Raw genomic sequence first — 24,769 nt, forward strand, 5'->3', positions numbered from 1 at the left:
GCCAGATTGTATCAAAATTACCGTTTGACCCACCTATCCTTGCGGCTGATCTCGACAGATCACAATTGGAATGGTTAGGAAGACCGTGAACAATAAGGATTAGCTGATGACATCTCTTCTTATATTAAATGGCCCTAACCTTAACTTGCTTGGTACGCGTCAGCCCGAGGTTTACGGTGCAACCACCTTGGCAGAGATTGAAATACAGTGTCAGGATAAAGCGAATGCGCTTGGTATTGATTTGCAGTTTGAGCAAAGCAATCATGAAGGCGTTCTTGTCGAGGCGATCCACGGCGCGCGCGGCAAGTTTGATGGTATAATTCTGAATGCAGGTGCTTACACACACACATCGGTTGCGCTGATGGATGCGATCTCGTCTGCGGATGTGCCCGTTCTGGAACTTCATCTTTCAAATATTCACGCACGGGAATCTTTCAGACACAAATCTTACATCGCTCCGGTTGCGATTGGCCAGATCTGCGGCCTGGGCCCCGCAGGATATTTGCTGGCGATTGAGGGCATGGTGACCTATCTGGGTGAAAAAGCATAATGACAGCTGTTGAGGAATACCTGGAAGAACTGACAGAATCGGATTCTGTTGAAGAGGTCTGGGGACTCCACACAAAAAAAATGGCTGAATACGGGTTTGACCGTTTGCTTTATGGGTTTACCCGCTATTGCACGTCCGAGTCCTTTGGCGACCCCAAGGATTTTCTAATTCTAACCAATCATAGCTCTGATTATATTGACCCTTTCCTTGGAGAGAATATGTACGCCTGCGCCCCAATGGTGCGTTGGTCGATCGAAAATGAAGGGGCGTGCAGCTGGAGCTGGATCGAGGAAAAACAAAAAAATGGAGAGCTGTCGCCAACAGAGTTGAAAGTTTGTGAATTCAACAGATCAATGGGCGTTGTCGCGGGCTACTCAATAAGCTTCAAGAGCGTTTCTCAGCGAACCAAGGGGGCTATCGCGTTGACCGCGCGGGCTGGCCTGTCTCAAATAGAAACTGATGAGATTTGGAAGCGGCACGGAAATGAAATAATTCTGATAAACAATGTTGCGCATCTTAAGATTATCACCTTTCCTTACTCCGGCCAGCGGCCCGACCTGACAAAGAGGCAGCGCCAAGTGCTTGAATGGGTTGGTGACGGGAAAACGACACAGGATATTGCCTGCATCCTGGAGCTGACGCCAGCAACGGTAGAAAAACATCTTCGGCTTGCGCGTTTGGCGCTTGATGTCGAAACAACCGCGCAAGCCGTTTTGAAAGCATCCTTTCAAAATCAGATTTTCAGGTTCGACGTTTAATTAACGTTGAGGTCAACCTAAGGGTATGGAATACCATACTTTCTTTACCTAACGTAAACCTGCAAAATGAGGTTTGTTCCGTGAGTGGTGGCAATTAGCCTGGGAACTTCGGTGAAGGCTGTTTTGAATATTGCAGATTGGCCTGATCTGACCGGGAAACCGGAACGTCGGCCAAGGTGGGCAATTTTAGTCAAACTTGGTCGGCAACTTTATGAGCAACCGCCGTTATCCCCAGTATTGGCGGAAAGTAAAAACGGTGCGGCCTGAAAAGACCGCACCGTTTGTTTTTCGTATTTAAAGATGTCTTAGCCTTGTACCGCTTTGGCAACTTCTGCAGCAAAGTCTTCTTCTTTTTTCTCGATGCCTTCACCCAGTTCCATGCGGACGAACGAGAGAATCTCAACACCAGCTTCTTTCGCGGCGTCGCCAACTGTCAGATCAGGGTTCACGACAAACGCCTGACCAAGAAGTGTCACTTCAGAGAAGAATTTCTTCATCCGGCCTACAATCATCTTTTCGATAACTGCATCGGGTTTGCCAGATTCACGTGCCTGCTCGGTCAAAACAGATTTCTCGCGCTCAACCAGTGCCGGGTCAATATCAGCCTCGGAAAGTGACGCCGGGTTTGCTGCGGCAACATGCATAGCAATCTGCCGGCCAATGCCATTGTCAACGCCCTTCAATGCAACCAGCACAGCAATTTTACCCATGCCATCGGCTGCCTGGTTGTGGATATAGGACACAACACTGTCACCTTCGATTGCAGACATGCGACGCAGCGACATGTTTTCGCCAATGGTTGCGATCTTGTCTGTGATCGTTGCTTCAACAGATTTTCCACCGAGGTCGGTTGTTCTAAGAGCGTCTACATCGCTTGCGCCCAGAGCGGCCTGTGAAATGGATTTAACCATATCCTGAAATTCCGCATTTTTCGCAACGAAGTCGGTTTCAGAGTTTACTTCAACAGCGACACCCCTGCCCCCATTGACTGCGACAGCAACAAGACCCTCGGCAGCGATCCGCCCGGATTTTTTTGCGGCTTTCGCAAGGCCTTTGGTGCGCAGCCAGTCAACTGCGGCTTCCATATCGCCCTCTGTTTCGGTTAACGCTTTTTTAGCGTCCATCATGCCTGCGCCGGTCGAGTCGCGCAGTTCTTTCACCTGTGCTGCGGTGATTGCCATATCGGCTCTCCTAATTTTTGTAAGAAGCTGGTTGCGGGCCATTTATAGCCCGCAACCAAAATTAGTTCTTGTTTGATCAGCTTTCGACTGCGGCTTTTTCTGCTGGTGCTTCAGCCGGCGTCTCTTCTGCAGCTGCTTCAGCCGGTTTTTCTTCTGCTGGTGCTTCTTCGGCAACCACAGGTTCGTCAAGCGCAGCTTCCATTTCACCCAAATCAACGCCAGCGGCGCCAAGCTGAGCGCTCATTCCGTCAAGCGCTGCACGCGCGACCAGATCGCAGTAAAGCGAAATAGCGCGGGCAGCGTCGTCGTTGCCGGGAATGATGTAGTCAATCCCTGAAGGCGAGCAGTTGGAGTCGACAATAGCAACAACCGGGATACCCAGTTTATTGGCTTCGGCGATTGCCAGATCTTCTTTGTTAACGTCGATAACAAACAAAAGGTCAGGTACACCGCCCATTTCGCGGATACCGCCAAGTGACGCTTGCAGTTTTGTTTGCTCGCGCTCCATGCCAAGACGTTCTTTCTTGGTCATGCCTTCCGCACCGCTTTCCATTTTCTCGTCAATCGCTTTCAGGCGGCTGATAGAGTTGGAAACCGTTTTCCAGTTGGTGAGCGTACCACCCAGCCAGCGGTGGTTCATGTAGTATTGCGCGCATTTCTCTGCGGCTTCAGCGATAGGGTTCTGTGCCTGACGCTTGGTGCCTACAAAAAGAACACGGCCGCCTTTTGCGACAGTTTCGCGGACAGCATTCAGAGCAGCGTCCAGCATTGGAACAGTCTGAGTCAGATCGAGAATATGAATACCATTACGGGCACCATAGATGAATTCGCCCATACGAGGATTCCAGCGTTGTGTCTGGTGGCCAAAGTGTACGCCAGCTTCCAAAAGCTGACGCATCGTGAAATCGGGAAGCGCCATTCCATTTCCTTTTCCGGTTTGCGCCACGGTGGGGGTAAAAGGGCATTTGCCCAACCGGCGGACCTTTTGGGATTTCTCCCCATTAGGCCCAAACCCCACCTGCGGATTTAAGTAGCCGCGCTTTAAACCAAGGTTTCAGTGATTGCAAGGCTGAAAGGGTTAGAAAACAGATGCGCTCGCCAACCCATATGCTAGGCTCCGGCCAAAATTACGGAGGTCCCTAAATGCAACTACCTGAATTCATCCAGAAATTCCCGAGCCTGGAGATTCCCTTTCCGGAGGATATAGTCAGTACAAAAGCTATTCGCTCGGATGCGGGCCTCGTCGTTTTCTTCCGTTTTCACAAAGATTTTGTTCTTCCGCCGCATTCACATCTTGGGCAATGGGGAACTGTGATCGAAGGATCTGTAAAACTGACCATTGACGGTGAAGCCAAAACATATGCGCCGGGTGACAGTTACAATATCCCATCCGGTGCGGTGCACGGTGCCGAAATAAAGGCCGGAACGCTCGTTATGGATGCCTTTGAAGAGCCGGATCGCTACCCGTTGAAACCCTGAATGACAAAAATACCGGAAATCCTTTGTATCGGCTCCGTTCTTTGGGATGTGATTGGCCGCTCTGCAAGTCCGATGCGTCTTGGGTCGGACGTTCCGGGTCGTATCGCGCGGATTCCCGGTGGTGTTGCGATGAATATCGCAATGACGCTGACCCGATTCGATCTGGTGCCCGCATTGCTTACGGCAATCGGAAAAGACGAAGAAGGTCAGGAACTGCTGGCTACCGCAACACGAATCGGCATGATCACTGACCATATCTATCTTTCTGATGATTTGCCCACAGATATCTACATGGCGGTCGAAGGTGCGAATGGTCTGATCGCGGCGATCGCGGACGCTCATTCGCTGGAAGCTGCAGGCGACAAAATCCTGCGTCCACTCGCGGATGGAACACTCGGCAACGTTCAGGCCCCATATCCGGGGCTTGTCGCGCTTGATGGCAATCTGACCGAAACATTGCTTGAGGACATTTCCCAAAATCCGCTGTTTGCTGCTGCAGACCTGCGGGTCGCACCAGCGTCCCCCGGCAAGGCAGAGCGATTGAACCCGTTGCTGAAGCATCCTCGTGCAACATTTTACGTCAATCTTGAAGAAGCAGGATACCTGTGCCAGCGCGACTTTGGAAGTACAGCTGAGGCCGCATTGGCACTGGTGAAACGCGGCGCATTTCGCGCGATGGTGAGTGATGGTGGCAATATGGCTGCACTGGGAGACAAGGAAACACTTTTGACGGCACAGCCACCGGAAGTCATGGTCAGTCGTGTGACCGGCGCCGGAGACACCTTTATGGCAGCCCATATCGCGGCGGAGCACCGTGGTGAAACGGGCACGACAGCCCTTGAGAGCGCACTTACTGCTGCAGCTCACTATGTGTCCGGAGAAACACCCTTATGACGCTCCCCCTTGTCTATGCACCCGAAGTTAGTAAAGCACGCGTCAATGGTGACCCGATTGTCGCGCTCGAGAGTACGATTATTACGCATGGCATGCCTTACTCGCAAAATGTCGAAACCGCGCGAAAAGTTGAAGCCTGCGTTCGCGAGAATGGCGCGGCGCCAGCAACCATCGCTGTGATCAAAGGAAAGCTCCACATCGGGTTAAGCGACGCTGAACTGCAAGCCCTGGGTCAGGCGAGAGATGTCGCCAAACTGTCTCGTGCGGATATCGCAGCCTGCATTGCAACAGGTGGCACTGGGGCGACGACTGTTGCCGCAACGATGATCAGCGCGCATCTTGCTGGCATCCATGTTTTTGCAACTGGCGGGATCGGCGGAGTGCACAGGGGCGCAGAAGACAGTTTTGATATTTCGGCGGACCTTCGCGAACTTGCGGAAACTCCAGTCACTGTCGTGGCCGCAGGTGCGAAGGCCATCCTTGATTTACCAAAAACACTTGAAGTTCTGGAAACGCTTGGCGTGCCGGTGATCTGTGTCGGGCAAGAAGAATTTCCGGCCTTCTGGTCACGCAGTTCCGGGCTTCCGGCACCGCTACGGATGGACAGCCCTTCTGAGATTGCGGCAGCGCATAAAATGCGAAGAGCAATGGGCCTTCCCGGAGGGCAGTTGATTGCAAACCCGATCCCGCAAGCGGCCGAGATATCGAAGGACCTATTGGAACCACTCATCAATCAGGCATTGAAAGAGGCCGAGCAACAGGGTGTCACTGCGAAAGCTGTTACACCCTTCCTGCTCGACAGAATATTTGAGCTCACCAATGGTCAGTCGCTTAGCGCAAACATTGCACTGGTCTTGAACAATGCACGATTTGCGAGCAAAGTTGCCCGCGCTTTTGCTTTAAATGATTAAAAACGGCGTCGAAGGACTTGTGCTTATTGTACGAAAGCGCAGAAAGACCTAAATTCCCTGCGTTGATAACAGGACACTTTGAATGAACCAAGACGAGCCACATATCCCGGAACGCCGCCCTCGCCGTTTGTTGTCGGGTTTTCGGGCAAGCTTTCTGACGGGACTCGTTGTTATCGCGCCAATCGGTCTGACGATTTGGTTGATGTGGACTGTCACAGGCTGGATGGACAGTTGGGTGTTGCCGTTGGTGCCATCCGATCTTCGCCCCGAACAATATATTGGCATCAATCTGCGTGGCCTTGGGGTGATCATATTTTTGATCTTCACCGTGATTGTCGGTTGGATGGCCAAAGGCCTTATGGGACGTTCGTTGATCAACTGGGGTGAAAGCCTGGTTGACCGGATGCCGGTTGTCCGCTCTGTCTACAATGGTCTGAAACAGATCGCCGAAACGGTTTTTTCCCAGGCGGAATCAAGTTTCGAAAAAGCCTGTCTTGTTGAATATCCACGCAAGGGGATTTGGGCGATCGCATTTATTTCTACAGATGCAAAGGGCGAAGTAGATAAGAAGATTCCAGTTGATGATCATCTCAGCTCGGTCTTTCTACCAACGACCCCGAACCCGACATCAGGCTTTTTACTTTTCGTTCCCAAATCCGACATCATTGAACTGGATATGACCGTGGAGGATGCCGCAAAACTGGTGATCTCCGCTGGATTGGTCTACCCGAATGGAAAAGATCCAACCCGCCCAATGGCAACCAAGAAAGAAAAAACAGCTGCCACTGCAGAGTCGTAATACCAAAGGCGTTGGCGGCAACGTCCGTCAGATCGGTTTAGCCGCCGCCACAACGCATTCGGAATGCAGGTCTCTTACAACGCTGTCCAGCCACCATCCACGCTGATGGTAGTTCCGGTTATCTGCGCCGCCGCGTCAGAACAGAGGAAGACAACGGTTCCGCCGATCTGCTCAACCGTTGCAAATTCTTTGGACGGTTGGCGTGTCAGCATAACGTTCTTGATCACGTCTTCCCGGCTCATGTCATATTCCCGCATTGTATCGGGAATTTGCGCCTCAACGAGCGGTGTCAAAACATAGCCGGGGCAGATCGCATTTGCTGTTATCGGCTGTTCAGCGGTTTCCAGAGCAACCGTTTTTGTCATCCCAACCACCCCGTGTTTGGCTGCGACATAGGCTGCTTTAAAGGGAGACGCCGTCAGACCATGCGCCGAGGCGATGTTGACCACCCTGCCCCAGCCAGCATTTCGCATCATGGGTAGCGCAACAGCAGTGGTGTGGAACGCAGAATTCATATTGATTGCAATGATCGCATCCCATTTGTCGATGGGAAATTCATCAATCGGACAGACATGCTGAATGCCCGCATTGTTAACCAGGATGTCGCACTTGCCAGCCTGCTTTATCAGGCTGCGGCAGTCGTCCGCTTGGGACATATCTGCCTTGATGTAGCGTGCATTGATTCCATGCGTTCTGGCGATGCTTTCAGCCAGTGCATGATCTTCATCCCGATCCGTGAACGAGTTCAGAACAATATCCGCCCCGGCTTTGGCCAATTCCACAGCAACGCCCAAACCAATGCCGGAGTTGGATCCGGTGATAACCGCTGTTTTTCCTGATAGTGACATGACGACCCTTCTTTCTGATACTCGGCGAGACTATAATTGCTGCACCTGCAAAATCTACAGCTAGTGGTCATCAGAGACAAAAAAAACGCCAGCACGAAGCTGGCGTTAAGTTATTGAGGCAGGTTTCATACAGGCAAGAAACCTATCGAGCAGTGACTCTCTTATACGCAATCTACCGCCACTGGCCAAGCTAAAAGTTTGAATTGACTGCAAAGCATTGGTAGCGTCAGCGCTAGTCAAACAAGGGAACCCGAGGATTGTTGCCAAAATGAGATCAATTAATTTCCGTGCGTGTCGATGCCTTGGGACTGCAATTGTCATGTTCTGCAGCGCAGGAATCGGACTGGCTGAACCGCGTCATGGCATAGCTATGTATGGCGAACCGGCTTTACCACCTGATTTTGTGTCTCTGCCCTATGCGAACCCCGATGCACCAAAGGGGGGGCGCATCGTTGTTGGCGAATCTGGTGGCTTTGATTCGCTCAATCCTTTCATCCTGAAAGGCACTGTTCCCTGGCAGCTACAGTTCCTGACTTATGAAAGTTTGATGGGCAGAAGCTGGGATGAACCCTTCACGCTGTACGGTCTTTTGGCCGAATCGGTAGAGACAGGACCGAATCGGGAATGGGTGGAATTCACGCTGCGCAAAGAGGCACGATTCTCAGATGGCAACCCTGTCACGCTGGATGACGTCATATGGTCATACGAAACACTCGGCACGGTTGGGCATCCGCGCTATCACGGGGCATGGGCTAAAGTCGCCAGCACAGAGGTGGTTGGTGAGCGTACTGTAAGGTTCACGTTCAATGTTGAAGATCGTGAACTTGCCCTGCTGATGGGGCTTCGCCCGATCCTGAAAAAGTCACAATGGGACGGGCTAGATTTTACGCAATCCGGACTTGAGAATATTCCAATTGGAACTGCACCCTACGTTGTTGAGGAATTTGAAGCCGGGCGTTTTGTAAAACTCAGACGCAGCCCTGACTATTGGGGGCGTGACCTGCCCTTTCGGCGCGGAACAAATAATATTGATGAAATCCGTATTGATTTTTACACAGATGCCAGCCTGCTTTTACAGGCCTTCAAAGGCGGTGAGCTATCTCTCAAAAGGGAATTCAACGCCTCCGACTGGGAAACACAGTATGATTTTCCCGAGGTTCAGTCTGGCGATATCGTGAAATCAATTGTCCCGCATCAACGCCCTTCCGGCATTACCGGTTTCGTGATGAACACACGGCAAGACCAGTTCAAGGACTGGCGGGTGCGAGATGCGATGATTCACGTTTTTAACTTCGAGTTCATAAACGCAACCAAGACAAACGGTCAGCAGCCAAGGATCACGTCATACTTTTCAAACTCTGTTTTGGGAATGCGAGACGGGCCAGCAGAAGGTCGCGTGGCTGAACTTCTGGCGCCTTTCAGGGACGAACTGTTGCCGGGCGCGCTTGAGGGCTATTCGCTGCCGGTCTCTGATGGAACAGAACGCAACCGCAAAAACCTGCGCGCTGCGCTGCGTTTGATGGAGCAGGCTGGCTGGACAGTACAGGAAGGTGTGATGAAGAATGCCCAGGGACAGCCATTCACATTTGAAATTCTGCTAAAACAAGGCAGTGCTGAGAACCAGTCGATCATCAATATTTACACCCAATCCCTGCAACGGCTTGGCGTTACCCCAACCGTCACCGTGATTGACAGCGCGCAGTATCAGGAACGCACAACCACATATGATTTTGACATGACGTATTACCGGCGCGGCTTGTCGCTTAGTCCGGGCAATGAACAGAGGCTCTATTGGAGTTCAGAGGGAGCAACAGAGCCAGGGTCGCGCAATTGGATGGGAATGGAGTCTCCGGCTGCTGAAGCGATGATTGATGCCATCCTGCAATCAGAAAACAGAGATGAGTTTGTCGCAGCGACCCGCGCCCTTGATCGGGTTCTCACAACGGGCCGATATGTCATTCCGATATACCAGTGGAATATTTCACGTATTGCTCATGTGCGTCAGCTGCAGTATCCGGAGACTTTACCGATGTATGGCGACTGGGTTGGGTTTTTGCCCGACGTCTGGTGGTGGAAGGAATGAAAATGATCAGAGTTTTGCTAATCACCGCTCTTTTGGGGCTGTCAGCTTGTGCAACCGTCGAAGGTTTTGGCCGCGATGTTTCAGCCGGCGCACGAAAGGTTGGCGACGCATTCTGAGCCTGTGTAAGTCTTCGAGCTAACGAAGCGACCGACCGACGACAAAATGGCCTTGGTGTCGTTTTGTCGTGAAAGTGTTACAAAAATTGTCTATCGCGCAGCCTATGAATATACTTGTCCTATGCACCGGAAACTCGGCACGGTCTATCCTGCTGGAGTCCATTATTAACCACAGCAATATACCCGGTTTGCGGGCGTATTCTGCCGGTTCGCGCCCGTCCGGATCGGTTCACCCACAATCGCTACGGCTGTTGTCAAAGTTAGGGCACAATACGCGCGACGCCAGATCCAAAAGCTGGGATGAGTTCGCGGAACCTGACGCGCCAGAAATGGATATTGTGATCACCGTTTGCGGTTCCGCTGCCGGTGAGACCTGCCCGATCTGGCCCGGTGCCCCGGTGCGCACCCATTGGGGTGTCGAAGATCCTGCAGCAGCTGCAGAACGAGACTGGGAAAGGGCGTTTCAGGAGGCTTATGATATTTTGGCAAAACGCGCGGCTGCGTTGTTGTCTTTGCCCTTGGACCGACTTGATGTTAACGAGCTAAAAGAAACGCTTGATCGCATCGGAAAACTGACATGATACGTAAACTGCTGGCGGAGTTTATTGGTACAGCATTTCTTCTGATTGGCGTCGTCGGTTCCGGGATTATGGCAGAGTCGCTTGCTGGTGATAATATCGCGCTGGCACTGCTTGCGAATGCAATTGCCACTGGCTGTATCCTTTACGCAATCATCACAACCTTAGGCCCGGTATCCGGTGCGCATTTTAACCCGGCAGTGACCTTGGCCTTTGCAATTCGCAGGGAACACGACGTGTCAGACGTGCTGCCATATGTTGTTGTGCAGATCGCGGGTGGCATTATCGGGGTTTGGGCCTGCCATCTGATGTTTGACCTGCCGATATTGCAGCTATCAAATACTGACCGAACCGGCGTTAACCAATGGGCAAGCGAAATAATCGCGACCTTTGGTCTGTTGCTGGTTATCTTTGGTGGTATCAAGCATCGCCCAGACGCCGTGCCACCGCTTGTGGGCCTGTACATCACAGGGGCTTACTGGTTCACGTCCTCAACCAGTTTTGCGAACCCCGCCGTCACGATTGCGCGTGGGTTTTCCGATACTTTTGCCGGGATCAATCCTGCGCATATCAGCATGTTCATATTGACGCAGATCGTTGGCGTGGGTGTTGCGGCAATTGTACTGCCTATTCTTTTTCCGAAGAACTAGTTTAGTGATGTTACCCAAAGGATCATAGCGTCTTCCGGGCTTGTTGAAATCACATTGTGTCCCATTGATGCGTCGTAATAGGCGCTGTCACCGCGGCGCATATCAACGGGTTCGTAAAACTCGGTGTAAAGACGCACCCCGCCAGTCAGAACGTACAGAAACTCTTCACCGTCGTGCCGCACCCAGCCGTCAAATTCTTCCGGGCTTCGCGCGCGCACTCTGGCGCGGTAGGGAAGCATTTGTTTTTTTACCAGCGATACCGCGAGAAGTTCGTGCTCATATGTAGTTGTTGCATGGCTGTTTCCCTCACCGGATTTTGTAATATCCATGCGCCCGTTAACTTGCTCGCGCAAGGGTGGGGTGAACAGTTGCGGCACTGATATCTGCAACCCCTCGGCCAGTTTTTTCAACGCCTCATATGTGGGTGACATCTGGCCATTTTCGATTTTAGAAAGCGTTGAACGCGCCAGCCCGGCGTGTTTTGCTGCCTGTTCAAGCGTCCAGTTTTTTGCTTTGCGTAACTCGCGGACGCGAACGCCAAGGTTAAGCGGTTCTGCGCGCGTTTCTTCTCCGTTCTCGCGTGCGATTCTTATGATACTTGGCTGAGTTTTTCTTTCCATGGGCTGACGTATAGAACCAAGCGCAGTTGGCTTGCAACTTTTCCGATGCGGGCGTAGCAGACTATTCATGTTTTCTTTGTTTGACCAAGGCCCGCCAGCCCCCTGCCCTGACCCGTTCAACATGGCGGCTTATGTATTGGGTTCGGCGGCAACGCTGCCAGAAAAACCAGCGCTTGAAATTCTGTTTCCGGATCGTTCAGAGGTCTGGACATATTCAGAACTGGAAAAGGTAGTTCGCGCAACTGCAACAGGGTTGCAAGAGCTTGGCCTGAAGCCCGGAGACCGCGTTTTGATGCGGTTGGGCAATACTGTGGAATTCCCAATCGCCTTTCTCGCATGTATTGCAGTTGATTTGATACCGGTGCCGACAGCCGCGCAGCTTACCGAGTATGAGGTCGGCAAGATCATTCACGAGATTGAACCAAAGCTAATTATTGCGGCCTCCGGGGTCCCCTACCCGTCAGATCCACCCTGCAGGGTGGTAACTGAAGAGGTTATGGTTGCGATGCAGTCGTTACCCATGGCTGATTTCATACTGGGCGACCCCGAACGTCTAGGCTACGTCATCTACACGTCTGGCACATCGGGAAAGCCACGCGCGGTTTGCCACGCACACCGCGCTATATGGGCGCGTCGCATGATGTGGGATGGATGGTATAGTTTACGGCAGGACGACCGGTTGTTGCATGCTGGAGCGTTTAACTGGACTTACACGCTTGGCACCGGTTTGATGGACCCCTGGACAAAAGGGGCAACAGCGCTGATCCCATGTCCCGGGACGGACTCAACCACGTTTCCCCAATTAATACGGGCCCATAAGGCAAGTTTATTTGCAGCGGCCCCCGGGGTTTATCGGCAGTTGTTGAAAACAAACGAAACGATTGACGCACCTCAGCTGCGTCATGGGTTCTCAGCCGGTGAAAAGCTACCCATCAGCACCAAGGAACGATGGCGCACAGCCACGGGCACCGAAATTTTTGAAGCATACGGCATGTCGGAATGTTCAACCTTTGTATCGGGTTGCCCGGACCATCCACCTTCAAAACGCAGTTTCGGCTATCCGCAGCAGGGCCGCCGCATTGCGGTTTTGGATGAAACGGGTGCATTGGTGCCCTCAGATACACTAGGAACACTGGCAGTTTCAAATCGAGATCCCGGTTTGATGCTTGGGTATTGGAACGCCGAAGATGAAACCAAATCGCGATTTATAGGCGAGTGGTTTGTTACCGGCGACACTGTGTCTATGGCAAAGGATGGTGCAATCACCTATCTGGGCCGCGCGGATGATATGATGAATGCTGGCGGTTTCCGGGTTTCCCCGATCGAAGTTGAATCTGCGCTTAATGCTCACCCGGATGTGCATGAATCCGCAGTTGCAGAAGTTCGCGTAAAAGCAGACACTACAGTGATTGCGGCTTTTTATACCGCAGATAAACCCCTGACGGACGACGACCTGAACCGCTTTGCCGCGACCCGGCTGGCCCGCTACAAGACACCACGGCTATTTGTACGGGTGGAAACTTTGCCAAAAGGCGCAAACGGCAAGCTGCTAAGGCGCGCATTAAGACAAGAATATGAGGACCTCCATGGTCAAGCTTGATATCCTATCCGACCCGATCTGCCCATGGTGCTATATCGGAAAATCCTACCTGGATCGCGCACTTGAAGCGCATCCTGAGCACCCATTCAATATTGAATGGCATCCCTTCCAACTGAATCCGGATATGCCCGCCGAAGGCATGGATCGGCGGGAGTATCTGGAAGCAAAGTTTGGTGGCCAGGAAGGCGCGCTTCGTGTTTACGGACCCATCGCCAAAACGGCGGAAGAAGCCGGGCTTGATATTGATTTTGCTGCGATGACACGTACGCCAAATACGCTTGACGCACATCGACTCATTCATTGGGCAGGGCTTGAGGGGCGTCAGACACCCGTCGTATCCGCTCTGTTCCGCGCATATTTCAAAGAGGGGCGTGACATTGGCGACACTGATGTTTTGGTCGATGTAGCCGAAAAGGCTGGAATGGACCCTGCCATGGTGCGGCATTTGTTGTCCGGAGATGCGGACAGCGACGACATCCGCGCACGCGACGAACACGCGCGCGCACGTGGTGTAAGCGGGGTTCCCTGCTTCATCGTGGCCAATCAGCACGTTTTGAGCGGCGCACAACCTCCTGAACTCTGGGGTGAAGTTGTTGAAGAGATTCTTGAGCAGATAAAAGACTGAGATCTATGCCGCAGCGCCTGCCCATTGTAGAATTCGTCGCCTTGATGGCGATGTTGTTTGCGACCATCGCGTTTTCGATTGATGCGATGTTGCCGGCGCTGCCCGAAATCGGCAAAGAGTTGTCACCAACAGAACTGAACCGCGCGCAGCTTGTTGTGACGAGCTTCGTTTTCGGAATGGGAATCGGGACGTTTTTCACCGGACCGATTTCTGACGCCTTTGGTCGTAAACGTGTGCTTCTAAGCGGCTCGGCGCTTTACATTTTCGCGGCCTGGTTTGCCTGGCAAACCGAAAGCCTGGAGACAATGTTGGCCGCACGCGCCCTGCAAGGGCTTGGTGCTGCCGGGCCAAGAGTTGTTGCACTGGCAATTATCCGGGACCTTTATGCAGGCCGCCAGATGGCAAAAATCATGTCGTTTACCATGCTTGTCTTTTCGCTCGTTCCGGCGATTGCCCCGTCGCTAGGCGCTGTGATCATTCATTATTTCGGCTGGCGCGGAATCTATGCTGCCTTCGTTATCTTTGCGACGGCCACCGGGCTTTGGCTGGCGTTCAGGCAGACAGAAACATTGCCACGCACTGCACGCATTCCGCTTCGCATTTTCAACTTTAAAAACGCACTAAAGGAAGTGTCAGCCAGCAAGATGTTTGTTCTGTCAACGATGGTGCAAACCTTGACATTTGGCATTTTAATGGCGGTCATTTCGTCCACACAGCAGATCTATGATGTTACCTTTGGTGAAAGCACTTACTTCCCTCTGTGGTTTGGTCTAACCGCTGTGATTGCCTCATCCGCAAGCATTGTGAATGCAGTCTTGGTGGTGCGTCTGGGAATGCGCTACCTTATCGGCATCGCGCTTCTTGGTCAGGTTGCGTTTTCCGGAACGATGGCGCTGGTGACGGGGTTCGACCTCTGGCCGGTATGGGCTTACTTTCCGGCCTTCTTTATCTGGACGACATCGATTTTCTTTATGGTTGGTCTGACAATCGGCAACCTGAATGCTTTGGCGATGGAACCCATGGGTCATATCGCCGGAATGGCGGCATCAATTATCGGGGCTGTATCAACTGTGCTGGCCGTGGTGATTGCTGCGCCAATAGGATTGGCTTTCGATGGAACGCCATTGCCGCTGGCAATTGGCACGTTCGCTTGTTCCGTTCTTGCAAGCCTGCTCATGCGCCGGATGAAAAACCTGGAACGTGTAAAACACAACCATATCTAGGCGGCCTGTCTGCGCAAATCAGAGGGGGATACTCCCTCAGCTTTTCGAAATGCGCGTGCGAAGGCATCGGCCGAACCATAGCCGTAACGCAACGCGACCTCGTTCACCCGTGCTCCGGCAATAATCTCGTCACGCGCCCGCGCCAGACGCCATTGCCTGAGGTATCCCATAGGGGGATCACCCATCACCGCACGGAAACGTGCCATAAACACAGACCGCGACATACCAGCCACCGCTGCCAGATCATCGGTGTTCCAGTTTCGTCCCGGCTGATCATGGATAGCGACCAATGCCCGCGAAAGACGTGGATCAGACAAACCGGCCAATACGCCAACCTCGGCACGACCAAATTCTATAGCGCTGCGTAGGAAGTGAATCAGAAGCACCTCCGCATAGCCTGCCATCAAGGTTTCAGCCCCACATCTGGGCCTTTGCAGTTCCGCCTCGCAAAGTTCCAGAATGGGATAAATTGCATCTTCGGGCGCGACCGGATGGCTATGGCAGCCAACAGCCGTCAGCAGGGAATCGAGCGCGCCTGTGTTTGAGAACCGTACAGCAAGAATCGTGTCTGACCGTACGCCATGGCTGGATGTCGCAAGAACATATCCATCTTTATTCTTCAGAACAAAAAAACCTGCGTCCCGCAAAGGAGGCGCCGAAACAGTTTTGATCTGCAAGAATTTAACGAGCGAAGCGAGCCGATCAAGAGACATCTGAGCTACCCTTATCAGGACGTATTATCGTATATTACGTCACTTTTACGACCATTAGTGGTCTATAGACAAGGAATGAATTCATCGAGACACAGCGTAGAAGGATAAGAAAATGCTTGTACCCCGCGAAAAAACCCCTGAACTTACGGTACCTCTTCTTGGGGGTGGCCAGTTTGATCTTGCGACCGACGGTGCAGATCTTGGAACTGTCGTTTGCTTTTACCGCGGACTGCATTGCCCGATCTGCACAGGTTATCTTGCCGAACTTGAGCGCCTGACACCAGAGTTTGAAGAGCGCGGTGTGAAGACGGTTGCGATCAGCTCAGATGGTGTGGAGCGCGCGCAAGACATGGCGGACAAAATGAAGACAAAAAACCTTCGCTTTGGCTATGACCTGTCGCTCGAAAAGGCGCGTGAATGGGGGCTTTATATCTCGACCTCTCGCGGCAAAACCTCGATTGGTATTGAGGAGCCTGCGCTTTTCTCTGAACCCGGCCTGTTCATGGTGAACAAGGATCAGTCGCTTTATTATATGTCCGTCCAGACCATGCCATTTGTGCGGCCTCATTTTAAAGAACTGCTTGGCGCAATCGATTTCGCAGTTGCCAACGGCTACCCTGCCCGCGGTGAATACACCGGCGCGGTCTAAAAACTCAGCGCGCCTTTGCGGCCTTTTCTTTCGCGACGACTTTTTCTGCCAGATCGCGGGCAATCGCAAAGGCGCCTTTAATTTTGTCGGCTTCACTTTTCCAGTCACGCCGCACGATAATCTTGTTGTCGCGTACTTTCGCCAGCCCGTTCTGGGCATGGATGAAATCTACCAATCCTTCGGGTGAGGCGAATTTATCGGTGTGGAACTGGATGGTTGCGCCTTTTGGACCACCGTCAAGCTTGGCAATACCTGCGCGTTTGCACATCGCTTTGATCCGCACAACCAGCAGCAGGGTGTTCACCTCTTTCGGCAGCTTGCCAAAACGATCAATAAGTTCGGCGGCGAAGCCTTCCAGTTCCACCTTTGTCGTTAGGCCAGAAAGACGTCGGTAAAGCCCGAGACGCACATCAAGGTCAGGAACAAATTTTTCCGGGATCAGCACGGGTACACCCAGGTTGATCTGAGGCGCCCATTGGCCGTCACCATCGACCACACCTTCCAGTTGGCCCGATCTGATCTTGGAAATCGCCTCTTCCAGCATGGATTGGTAAAGTTCATATCCAACGTCGCGCATCTGACCCGATTGTTCTTCACCCAGCAGGTTGCCCGCCCCCCGGATATCAAGGTCTTGCGAGGCCAGCGTGAACCCGGCGCCCAGTGCATCAAGGCTGCCAAGCACACGCAGGCGTTTTTCAGCGTTTGGTGTCAACGGGCTGCGAGGCTTGGTGGTGAGGTAAGCATAAGCCCGGGTCTTGGAACGCCCCACCCTGCCCCGTATCTGGTAAAGCTGTGCAAGGCCAAACATATCCGCCCGGTGAATAACCATCGTGTTGGCTGTTGGTATATCCAACCCGCTTTCTATAATCGTCGTTGCCAGCAAAACATCATACTTGCCGTCGTAAAAGGCGTTCATCCTGTCATCGAGCTCACCTGCTGCCATTTGCCCATGGGCGACAACAACGCTGACTTCAGGCACCTGGTCTGCCAGAAACGCCTCTATCTCTGGCAGGTCCTTGATGCGCGGTACAACAAAGAAGCTTTGCCCGCCGCGATAATGTTCCCGCAACAGGGCTTCTCTGAGCGTGATCGTATCAAATTCGCTGACGTAAGTGCGGATTGCCAGACGGTCGACAGGGGGCGTGCCAATGATGGAAAGGTCACGCACCCCGGACAGCGACATTTGCAAGGTTCGCGGGATCGGGGTTGCCGTAAGCGTCAGAACATGAACGTCACTGCGCATTTCCTTCAGGCGTTCCTTATGGGTCACGCCAAAGTGCTGTTCTTCGTCTATGACCAGCAAACCAAGGTTCTTGATGCGAATGGTCTTGGCAAGCAGTGCATGGGTTCCGATAACAATATCGATCGTTCCATCAGCCAGCCCGCTTTTTGTGGCGGCGGCCTCTTTTGCTGACACAAATCGCGATAACTGCCGCACCTCTACCGGAAAACCCCGGAAGCGGTCAGAAAAGCTCTTGTAATGTTGGCGAGTCAAAAGTGTTGTTGGGGTGATGACGGCAACCTGGACACCGGAAAGTGCTGCGATAAACGCGGCCCGCATTGCGACCTCAGTCTTTCCAAAGCCTACGTCACCGCAAATGAGCCGGTCCATCGGCTGACCCGAACCCATGTCGTGCAGAACATCCTCGATCGCGCGCAGTTGGTCTTCGGTTTCCTGATAGGGGAAACGGGCTGAAAACGCCTCCCACATACCATGGGGTGGTTCCATGATCGGCGCACGGCGCAAGGCGCGTTCCGCAGCAAGCCGGATCAGCTTGTCAGCTATTTCACGAATACGCTCTTTAAGTTTGGCTTTCTTGGCCTGCCATGCGCCACCACCAAGGCGGTCTAACAACCCCTCTTCGTGGCCAAACTTTGAAAGAAGTTCAATGTTTTCAACAGGTAGAAACAAACGGTCGCCGCCTGCGTATTCAAGCGCGATGCATTCATGCGGCGCGCTCATCGCTGTTATGGTTTCCAAGCCCTTGTAGCGCCCAACGCCGTGATCGACATGGACGATCAAATCGCCCGGGCTGAGGCTTTGTGTTTCTGTCAGGAAGTTTTCCGCGCGTCTTTTACGTTTTGGCGCTCTGATCAGCCTGTCACCCAGCACGTCCTGCTCAGAGATGACGGTCAGCCCTTTCGCGACAAAGCCATGCTCAAGCGCCCAGACCGCAAGGTGCACACCGCCTGTTCCGTCAGGGACATCGCGGTAATCTTTGATAAGATTGGTGCTGGTCAGGCCCTCGTCAGCCATCAAGCCCTGCAGGCGCTCCCGTGCGCCCTCTGAATAGCTTGCGAGAATTACCTGGCTGTCGTGTCTGATAGCATTAATATGACCTTTTAAGGCGCTAAAAAGGCTTACATTTTCAAGTTGACGTTCTGGCGAAAAATTTCGACCGATCCGCCCTCCTGCATCGATGACGCCGGGCCCGGTCGCGCGTGGTAGCGGGTGCATTTCGATAACACGATGCCCATCAATCGCCGCGTTCCAGGCGGTGTCGTCCAGATAAAGCAATTCGGGCGGAACCGGTTTATAGACCGTATCCATCCTGCCTTTTTCACTCAGCGCCAGATGACGGGTTTCGTATTGATCTGCAATCGAGTCCCACCGCGCAAGGCGTGTTGGCGTTACCTGATCGTCCAGAAATACGCTGGCGTCCGGCAGGTAGTCAAAAAGGGTTTCTAGTCGTTCGTGAAAAAACGGCAACCAATGCTCTACACCATGATGTTTGCGCCCGGCGCTGATCGCTTCATAAAGCGGATCATCCGTTCCCGCAGCGCCAAATTCGATGCGATAGTTCTGTCGGAACCGGGTGATCGATGCATCATCCAGTATCACTTCGGACACCGGGGCCAGCTCGATCACGCTTAGCTTTTCAGTTGTGCGCTGCGTTGCGGGGTCAAATCGTCGTGCACCATCCAATACATCGCCGAACAGATCCAAACGTACCGGCCCACTTTCGCCCGGAGGATAGATATCGATGATTCCCCCCCGAATTGCGTAGTCGCCGGGTTCCATCACCGTTGGGGTTTGGCTAAACCCCATACGCGTCAGAAAGTTGCGTAAGGCAGACTCGTCTATCTGTTGGCCGACCTGTGCTGAAAAAGCGGCTTCTTTCAAAATGCTGCGCGCCGGAACCTTTTGCGTTGCTGCGTTTAAGGTGGTTAGCAGAATGAACTGCCTTGGCATGCCGTGGGCAAGCCCCGCCAGTGTTGCCATACGCGTGGCCGACACATCAGGATTTGGTGACATCCGGTCAAACGGAAGACAATCCCACCCGGGAAAATGGATAACTACGGCATCGGGCGCAAAGAACGCAAGCGCCGCCTGCATTGCGGCGACCCGCTTATCATCCCGTGCAATATGAAGAATCGGCCCGCCGGTTTTCGCCAGCTCCGAGGCGATGATCTGTGCGTCAAACCCTTCGGGGGCTCCGCCAGCGGTTATGTGATTGGCAGACATTCAGTGACCCTATTTTTGGTGCTGCTTGTTTCAGTCTCAGCCTAAAACACCGACCGAAACGTTTTGGTACATACCCCAAAGCGACGTGACGAAAACGGACACCATACCAATAACCTGCGTCCATATCCTATGGCGGTGAAGCCTTTGGCAAAGCTCCTCGCCCGTCGGTTTAACATCTGCAATCAGGCGTGCGGTGGACAAGCTCAGCAACCCGACACCAGACATCGGGAACGCCAGCAGAAACACCGCCTGTGCGAATTCGATCCAGTAATAAAAACCGAGAATTGCAAGACTCGACAGAATAAAAAACCCGATCCCAAGAATCCACAAACCCGACACCCGTGCAATATAAAGCAGCCGTCTTGAGTTGATGCGCACCATATCTTCGAGATCAACCATTGCCTGATCACCATTGCGTTTCGCACGCAGGACCATGTCATATGGAACTCCCAGAATCCAATGGCTGGCAGACGACCAGACAACAGCAAGCGAAATCCAGAACCAGAGATTCGAGAAAGACCGCATATCAATCAGTTCAAAGACACTCAGATACCAGTTCACTCGCAATCCCTCATAGCGTGTTTCGGCGGACATTATCTGCGCTTTTGTCCGGATGCCACCCTTGAGATGCATGCCAATCCGTGCGACGCAGAAGAAAATGAAAGAAAGCTGCCCCATGCGACCAACAATTGCACCGTTTCCAGCCGCACGACTGCGCCGTTCACGCAAATCTGAAGCGCTGCGCGCTTTGACCCGGGAAAACACTTTGACGGTCGATGATCTGATCTGGCCGGTTTTTGTGCGTGATGGTAAGGGCGAGCGTGACGCAGTCAGTTCCATGCCAGGTGTGGAACGACTCTCTGTCGATCAGGTTTCAAAAGCTGCAAAAGAAGCGGCTGCGCTTGGCATACCAGCGATTTGCATCTTCCCTTACACCGAAGCCGCGCAACGAACCGAAAGCTGCGAAGACGCGTGGAACCCGGATAATTTGTCGAACCGTGCAATTCGCGAGATCAAGAATTCGGTTCCCGAAATCGCGGTCATGACTGATATCGCGCTTGATCCGTACAATGCCAACGGACATGACGGGTTTGTGGTCGATGGCGAAATTGTGAACGACGAAACGGTCGAAGCGCTTGTGAAAATGGCTCTGGCGCAGGCAGAGGCCGGCGCGGATATACTGGGTCCGTCCGATATGATGGACGGGCGGATTGGTGCGATACGCAATGCGCTTGAGGCCGAGGGGCACAAAAACGTTTCGATTCTGTCCTACACCGCCAAATATGCCAGCGCCTTCTTTGGCCCGTTTCGGGATGCGGTGGGCGCCAGCAGCGCGTTAAAAGGTGACAAAAAAACCTACCAGATGGATCCCGGCAGCAGCGACGAAGCGCTTCGTCTGGTCGAACGTGATCTGATGGAGGGGGCCGACATGGTGATGGTCAAACCCGGTATGCCTTACCTTGATATTTGCAGGCGCGTTAAAGACACATTTGGCGTGCCCACGTTCGCCTATCAGGTCTCAGGTGAGTACGCGATGATCAAAGCCGCGGCCCAAAATGGCTGGCTTGATGGTGAAAAGGTTATGCTTGAAAGTCTTTTGGCTTTTAAACGAGCAGGTTGTAACGGTGTGTTGACCTATTTCGCCCCGGAAGCCGCGCGTATTCTTCAAGGCTAAGTATTAGTGCAATTTCTCGCCTAATTCCACAACATCTGGTGACAGACCACTATCTATGCCGTATAGTCACGTGCAGGATCGGCCAGAATAAGGCCGGCACATCGTCAGGCATTATCAAAGGCATCAAAAAATGAGCAGTTATTCACGTCGTAGCTTTATCGTCAGTGCAGGCGCCGTAGCGGCAACAACCGCTGCATGTGGAAATGGTATTGGCAGCAATGGTGCCGAGTCGATCGATGCGCGGGTCGCGGGTACACTCAACCATATGTATGCAACCTACCCTGGCACACGCGATCTCAGGGATAAATCCACCGGCATGCTGGTGATGCCTCTGATGACTGAGGCTGGCTTTGGTGTTGGCGGTAGTTACGGGCGTGGCGCGCTTCAGATCAACGATGTGACGGTTGATTACTATTCTGCCACGTCTGCTTCGATCGGCCTCCAGATCGGCGCACAGCAGTTTTCACATGTTTTGTTTTTCATGACAAATGAAGCGTTGGAGACCTTTCGCCGCTCGAGCGGTTGGGCCGCCGGTGCAGATATGGAATATGCCGCCATAGATCAGGGGGGCAACCTGGGTGTTGAGACTACAACCGTTCTTGATCCGGTGATTGCCGTGATCTTCGGGCAGGCAGGCCTACTTGTTGGGGCTACACTTGAAGGCACAAAATATACACGTATCATTCCGTAAGCCCGATGTCTTTTTTGCGCTTGGCGACGGCTTTCGCTGTAACTGTCGCCAAGGCAGTTGTGCCCAAATTCGAAAGAAGTAAAGCTTTTTGCAGAAGGACATATTATCCTTGTTTACTTGCTTGCGATTGCCTTCACTCCCTCTTTGTTTTAGTGAAATGAAGCCAGACTTGCGCCAACGCATGGATACCTAATGTCACGACTGTTTCGCTGGTTGATGAGGCTGCTGGGTACGGTTTTGCTGTTCGCTGGTCTTAGTGTTGCAGTCATTTACTATCTGGCGAGCCGATCACTGCCAGACTACAACATGAACTATACAACTCGCGACGTTTCGGCACCGGTCGAGATCGTGCGAAACAACGCATCGGTACCGCATATCTTTGCTGAAAATGATGCGGATGCCTTTTTCGGACTTGGCTTTGTTCACGCACAAGACCGGCTTTGGCAGATGATTTTAATGCGCCGTACCGCACAGGGGCGCCTGTCGGAACTATTTGGCGAACGCACTGTTCCGGTGGATGAACTGCTTAGACGACTGGATCTTTACAATCTCGCGCAGCAGTCTGTTCTGGTTCAGGATGCGCCTACACGCGAAGCACTCGAGGCTTACTCTGCCGGTGTGAATGCATGGCTCGCGCGGATAAACAACGATGCACTTGGTCGTGGTGCGCCGGAATTCTTTTTGTTCTCCAAGGAAATCGCACCGTGGCAACCAGCGGATTCTCTGGCGCTTGTAAAACTAATGGCGCTGCAACTGTCGCCACATCTGGAAGAAGAAGTTCTGAGGGCCCGTCTGTCGCTGGTCCTGTCAGAAGATAGACTTCGCGATATCCTGCCGGATGCGCCCGGAACCGGGGTTGCCGCTTTGCCGGACTATGCAGCGCTATTCCCGACAGCGGTCCCATCGAACGAATCTTTACGCATTGCTGAAAACTGGCTTTCGCCGTTCAAACGCCGCGCGTTCGCCGGAGCCTCCAATGCCTGGGCTGCAGCACCTGAACGTTCAGCGGCCGGTTCTACCCTTTTGGCAAATGATCCGCATCTTGGCTTTACCGCGCCAGCCATCTGGTACCTCGCACGTCTGGAACTTTCTGACGGTGGTGTGATTGGCGGAACTATACCGGGCATACCGTCTGTCCTTACGGGGCGCAGCGACTATCTTGGATGGGGTGTGACCGCGTCCTATCTGGATGATCTGGATGTCTTTATTGAAAAGCTTAACCCAAAAAATCCGGAAGAATACGAGACACCACATGGGTTCAAGGTGTTTCAAACCAGTCAATCGGTCATCCGGGTCAAAGATGGGCCGGACATTCCTTTGACATTGCGCTGGACAGAAAATGGCCCGGTCCTACCTCCAAGTCATTATGATCTGGGATCGATTACACCACCGGGGCATGTTGCTTCCATCTCCTGGACGGTCTTGTCGCCCAATGACACCACGATAAGCTCTGCAATCTCCCTGATGCGGGCTAAGACAGTTTCCGACGGGATAGCAGCAGGCGAAAGGTTCATAGCCCCTTCGCTCAACCTGACGCTTGTCGATGGTGATACGATCGCTCTGAAAACGATTGGCGCAGTTCCGTCTCGCGCAGCACGGCATCAAAGCAAGGGTCGTTTGCCAAGCCCGGGTTGGCGGGCGGTAAATCGCTGGCAGGGCCGAGCGGGCTATCGGGTAAACCCGGAATTCGTAGCACCCGAAGGCGGGTTGCTTGGAAACACGAATAATAAACTGATCGATCGCCCCTTCCCTTTCCACATCAGTTACGTCTGGGGAGATACACAGCGCGTGCAACGTTGGCAGCATCTGATGCAAAACCGTGAGGTGCACACCCGGGACAGTTTCATCGAAGCACAGCTTGATACCGTAAGCTTCTCTGCCCGGGCATTGTTGCCACTTGTTGCAGCTGACCTATGGTTTACTGGTGAAGCTGCCGCAGATGGTACAACCGAACGCGTGCGCCAGCGTGCGCTTACTCTACTTGCCGAGTGGAACGGAGAAATGAATGAACATCTTCCCGAACCACTGATCTACGCCGCATGGATGCGTGCGTTGCAAGACAGGTTGATCCGGGATGAACTTGGACCTTTGGCTCAGGAATATAACCACGTGGAACCGCTCTTTATTGAGCGGGTCTATCGTGATGTGGACGGTGCATCAAAGTGGTGCGATGTCATCCAGTCGGCCCCGATCGAAACCTGCGCAGACGCAGCAAGGCAATCGCTTGATGATGCGCTTCTCTGGATTGAAGAAAATCACGGCGGCACGCTGGAATCCCTGCGTTGGGGGGATCTGCACCAAGCCACGCAAGATCACGAGGTTCTTGGTCAGGTGCCGCTCTTGTCCTGGTTCGTCAACATCCGACAGTCTACAAGTGGCGGCGACAACACCTTGATGCGTGGCCGCACCTCAGGTTCGGGGCGCAACCCGTTTCTGAATGTACACGGTGCGGGTTTTCGGGGGGTCTATGATTTTGCCGATCCGGACAGTTCTGTCTTTGTGATCTCAACCGGACAGTCGGGGCATCCGCTTTCCCGCCATTATGATGACCTCGGTGAACTGTGGCGCCGCGGGGAATATATTCCGATGTCGCTTGATCCTGATCTCGCCCGCGCCGCAGCTGCGGGTATCACTTGGTTACGTCCGGAAAGGTAACGAGT

General features: G+C 53.0%; 24 protein-coding genes. 17 read left to right on the forward strand and 7 right to left on the reverse strand.

The window, feature by feature from the left end:
* Positions 1–106: 106 nt before the first annotated feature.
* Together aroQ and MWU63_RS01050 are read left to right on the forward strand one after the other, a co-directional pair.
* On the forward strand, positions 107–550 hold the full coding sequence (gene aroQ / locus MWU63_RS01045; protein WP_213888011.1) for a type II 3-dehydroquinate dehydratase: 444 nt from the start codon (positions 107–109) through the stop codon (positions 548–550).
* On the forward strand, positions 550–1,308 hold the full coding sequence (locus tag MWU63_RS01050; protein WP_213888010.1) for a LuxR family transcriptional regulator: 759 nt from the start codon (positions 550–552) through the stop codon (positions 1,306–1,308). The genes aroQ and MWU63_RS01050 overlap by 1 nt, the downstream gene beginning before the upstream one ends.
* Positions 1,309–1,613: 305 nt before the next feature.
* Here MWU63_RS01050 and tsf read toward each other — a convergent pair whose 3' ends face one another.
* Together tsf and rpsB are read right to left on the reverse strand one after the other, a co-directional pair.
* Complete coding sequence (tsf, locus tag MWU63_RS01055; protein ID WP_213888009.1) at positions 1,614–2,489, reverse strand: translation elongation factor Ts; 876 nt, start codon at positions 2,487–2,489, stop codon at positions 1,614–1,616.
* Between the two features lie 76 nt (positions 2,490–2,565).
* Positions 2,566–3,408, reverse strand: coding sequence for a 30S ribosomal protein S2 (rpsB, locus tag MWU63_RS01060; protein WP_213888008.1), 843 nt, complete (start codon positions 3,406–3,408; stop codon positions 2,566–2,568).
* A gap of 224 nt (positions 3,409–3,632) precedes the next feature.
* Here rpsB and MWU63_RS01065 point away from each other — a divergent pair, with 224 nt between their 5' ends.
* The 4 genes from MWU63_RS01065 (at position 3,633) to MWU63_RS01080 (ending at position 6,572) form a co-directional block, all read left to right on the forward strand.
* The gene (locus MWU63_RS01065) at positions 3,633–3,968 is read left to right on the forward strand and encodes a cupin domain-containing protein (protein WP_213888007.1); all 336 of its coding nucleotides are present in this window, start codon (positions 3,633–3,635) and stop codon (positions 3,966–3,968) included.
* Positions 3,969–4,862, forward strand: coding sequence for a PfkB family carbohydrate kinase (locus tag MWU63_RS01070; protein ID WP_213888006.1), 894 nt, complete (start codon positions 3,969–3,971; stop codon positions 4,860–4,862).
* A complete protein-coding gene (locus MWU63_RS01075; protein WP_213888005.1) occupies positions 4,859–5,773 on the forward strand; it encodes a pseudouridine-5'-phosphate glycosidase in 915 nt (304 codons plus the stop codon). The genes MWU63_RS01070 and MWU63_RS01075 overlap by 4 nt, the downstream gene beginning before the upstream one ends.
* Before the next feature lie 82 nt (positions 5,774–5,855).
* Complete coding sequence (locus MWU63_RS01080) at positions 5,856–6,572, forward strand: DUF502 domain-containing protein (protein WP_213888004.1); 717 nt, start codon at positions 5,856–5,858, stop codon at positions 6,570–6,572.
* A gap of 74 nt (positions 6,573–6,646) precedes the next feature.
* Here the strand turns inward: MWU63_RS01080 and MWU63_RS01085 are convergent, their stop codons facing one another.
* Positions 6,647–7,420, reverse strand: coding sequence for a 3-hydroxybutyrate dehydrogenase (locus MWU63_RS01085; protein WP_213888003.1), 774 nt, complete (start codon positions 7,418–7,420; stop codon positions 6,647–6,649).
* Positions 7,421–7,739: 319 nt separating this feature from the next.
* On the opposite strand from MWU63_RS01085, the gene MWU63_RS01090 reads away from it, so the two are divergent.
* The 4 genes from MWU63_RS01090 (at position 7,740) to MWU63_RS01105 (ending at position 10,847) form a co-directional block, all read left to right on the forward strand.
* A complete protein-coding gene (locus MWU63_RS01090) occupies positions 7,740–9,503 on the forward strand; it encodes an extracellular solute-binding protein (protein ID WP_247076724.1) in 1,764 nt (587 codons plus the stop codon).
* On the forward strand, positions 9,500–9,619 hold the full coding sequence (locus MWU63_RS01095; RefSeq protein WP_247076726.1) for an entericidin, EcnA/B family: 120 nt from the start codon (positions 9,500–9,502) through the stop codon (positions 9,617–9,619). Before MWU63_RS01090 ends, MWU63_RS01095 begins: the two co-directional genes overlap by 4 nt.
* 104 nt (positions 9,620–9,723) lie before the next feature.
* Positions 9,724–10,200, forward strand: a complete 477-nt coding sequence (locus tag MWU63_RS01100) for an arsenate reductase ArsC (RefSeq protein ID WP_213888000.1) — start codon at positions 9,724–9,726, stop codon at positions 10,198–10,200.
* Positions 10,197–10,847: an MIP/aquaporin family protein gene (locus MWU63_RS01105; protein ID WP_213887999.1), complete on the forward strand. Its 651-nt coding sequence runs from the start codon at positions 10,197–10,199 to the stop codon at positions 10,845–10,847. Before MWU63_RS01100 ends, MWU63_RS01105 begins: the two co-directional genes overlap by 4 nt.
* On the opposite strand, the gene MWU63_RS01110 is transcribed toward MWU63_RS01105, so the two are convergent.
* Complete coding sequence (locus tag MWU63_RS01110; RefSeq protein WP_247076728.1) at positions 10,844–11,467, reverse strand: XRE family transcriptional regulator; 624 nt, start codon at positions 11,465–11,467, stop codon at positions 10,844–10,846. The two genes, MWU63_RS01105 and MWU63_RS01110, sit on opposite strands and share 4 nt — an antisense overlap.
* Before the next feature lie 67 nt (positions 11,468–11,534).
* On the opposite strand from MWU63_RS01110, the gene MWU63_RS01115 reads away from it, so the two are divergent.
* The 3 genes from MWU63_RS01115 to MWU63_RS01125 are packed head-to-tail and all read left to right on the forward strand — an operon-like array spanning position 11,535 to position 14,915.
* A complete protein-coding gene (locus MWU63_RS01115; RefSeq protein WP_213887997.1) occupies positions 11,535–13,067 on the forward strand; it encodes a class I adenylate-forming enzyme family protein in 1,533 nt (510 codons plus the stop codon).
* Positions 13,054–13,692: a DsbA family oxidoreductase gene (locus MWU63_RS01120; protein WP_213887996.1), complete on the forward strand. Its 639-nt coding sequence runs from the start codon at positions 13,054–13,056 to the stop codon at positions 13,690–13,692. The genes MWU63_RS01115 and MWU63_RS01120 overlap by 14 nt, the downstream gene beginning before the upstream one ends.
* A 5-nt stretch (positions 13,693–13,697) precedes the next feature.
* A complete protein-coding gene (locus MWU63_RS01125) occupies positions 13,698–14,915 on the forward strand; it encodes a multidrug effflux MFS transporter (RefSeq protein ID WP_213887995.1) in 1,218 nt (405 codons plus the stop codon).
* Here MWU63_RS01125 and MWU63_RS01130 read toward each other — a convergent pair.
* On the reverse strand, positions 14,912–15,628 hold the full coding sequence (locus tag MWU63_RS01130; protein WP_213887994.1) for an AraC family transcriptional regulator: 717 nt from the start codon (positions 15,626–15,628) through the stop codon (positions 14,912–14,914). The genes MWU63_RS01125 and MWU63_RS01130 overlap by 4 nt on opposite strands.
* Before the next feature lie 112 nt (positions 15,629–15,740).
* Here MWU63_RS01130 and MWU63_RS01135 point away from each other — a divergent pair, with 112 nt between their 5' ends.
* Positions 15,741–16,277, forward strand: coding sequence for a peroxiredoxin-like family protein (locus MWU63_RS01135; protein ID WP_213887993.1), 537 nt, complete (start codon positions 15,741–15,743; stop codon positions 16,275–16,277).
* Between the two features lie 4 nt (positions 16,278–16,281).
* On the opposite strand, the gene mfd is transcribed toward MWU63_RS01135, so the two are convergent.
* Positions 16,282–19,743, reverse strand: coding sequence for a transcription-repair coupling factor (mfd, locus tag MWU63_RS01140; protein ID WP_247076730.1), 3,462 nt, complete (start codon positions 19,741–19,743; stop codon positions 16,282–16,284).
* A gap of 36 nt (positions 19,744–19,779) precedes the next feature.
* Positions 19,780–20,304, reverse strand: coding sequence for a component of SufBCD complex (locus tag MWU63_RS01145; RefSeq protein WP_213888154.1), 525 nt, complete (start codon positions 20,302–20,304; stop codon positions 19,780–19,782).
* 115 nt (positions 20,305–20,419) lie between these two features.
* Here MWU63_RS01145 and hemB point away from each other — a divergent pair, with 115 nt between their 5' ends.
* The 3 genes from hemB (at position 20,420) to MWU63_RS01160 (ending at position 24,764) form a co-directional block, all read left to right on the forward strand.
* Positions 20,420–21,418 (forward strand): porphobilinogen synthase, encoded by a 999-nt coding sequence (hemB, locus tag MWU63_RS01150; protein ID WP_213888153.1) that lies wholly within the window; start codon positions 20,420–20,422, stop codon positions 21,416–21,418.
* Positions 21,419–21,548: 130 nt separating this feature from the next.
* On the forward strand, positions 21,549–22,109 hold the full coding sequence (locus MWU63_RS01155; protein ID WP_213887991.1) for a YSC84-related protein: 561 nt from the start codon (positions 21,549–21,551) through the stop codon (positions 22,107–22,109).
* Between the two features lie 192 nt (positions 22,110–22,301).
* Complete coding sequence (locus MWU63_RS01160; RefSeq protein WP_247076732.1) at positions 22,302–24,764, forward strand: penicillin acylase family protein; 2,463 nt, start codon at positions 22,302–22,304, stop codon at positions 24,762–24,764.
* The last annotated feature ends 5 nt before the right edge of the window (positions 24,765–24,769 follow it).

The organism is Pseudohalocynthiibacter sp. F2068, assembly GCF_023015645.1.
Taxonomy (GTDB): domain Bacteria; phylum Pseudomonadota; class Alphaproteobacteria; order Rhodobacterales; family Rhodobacteraceae; genus Pseudohalocynthiibacter; species Pseudohalocynthiibacter aestuariivivens.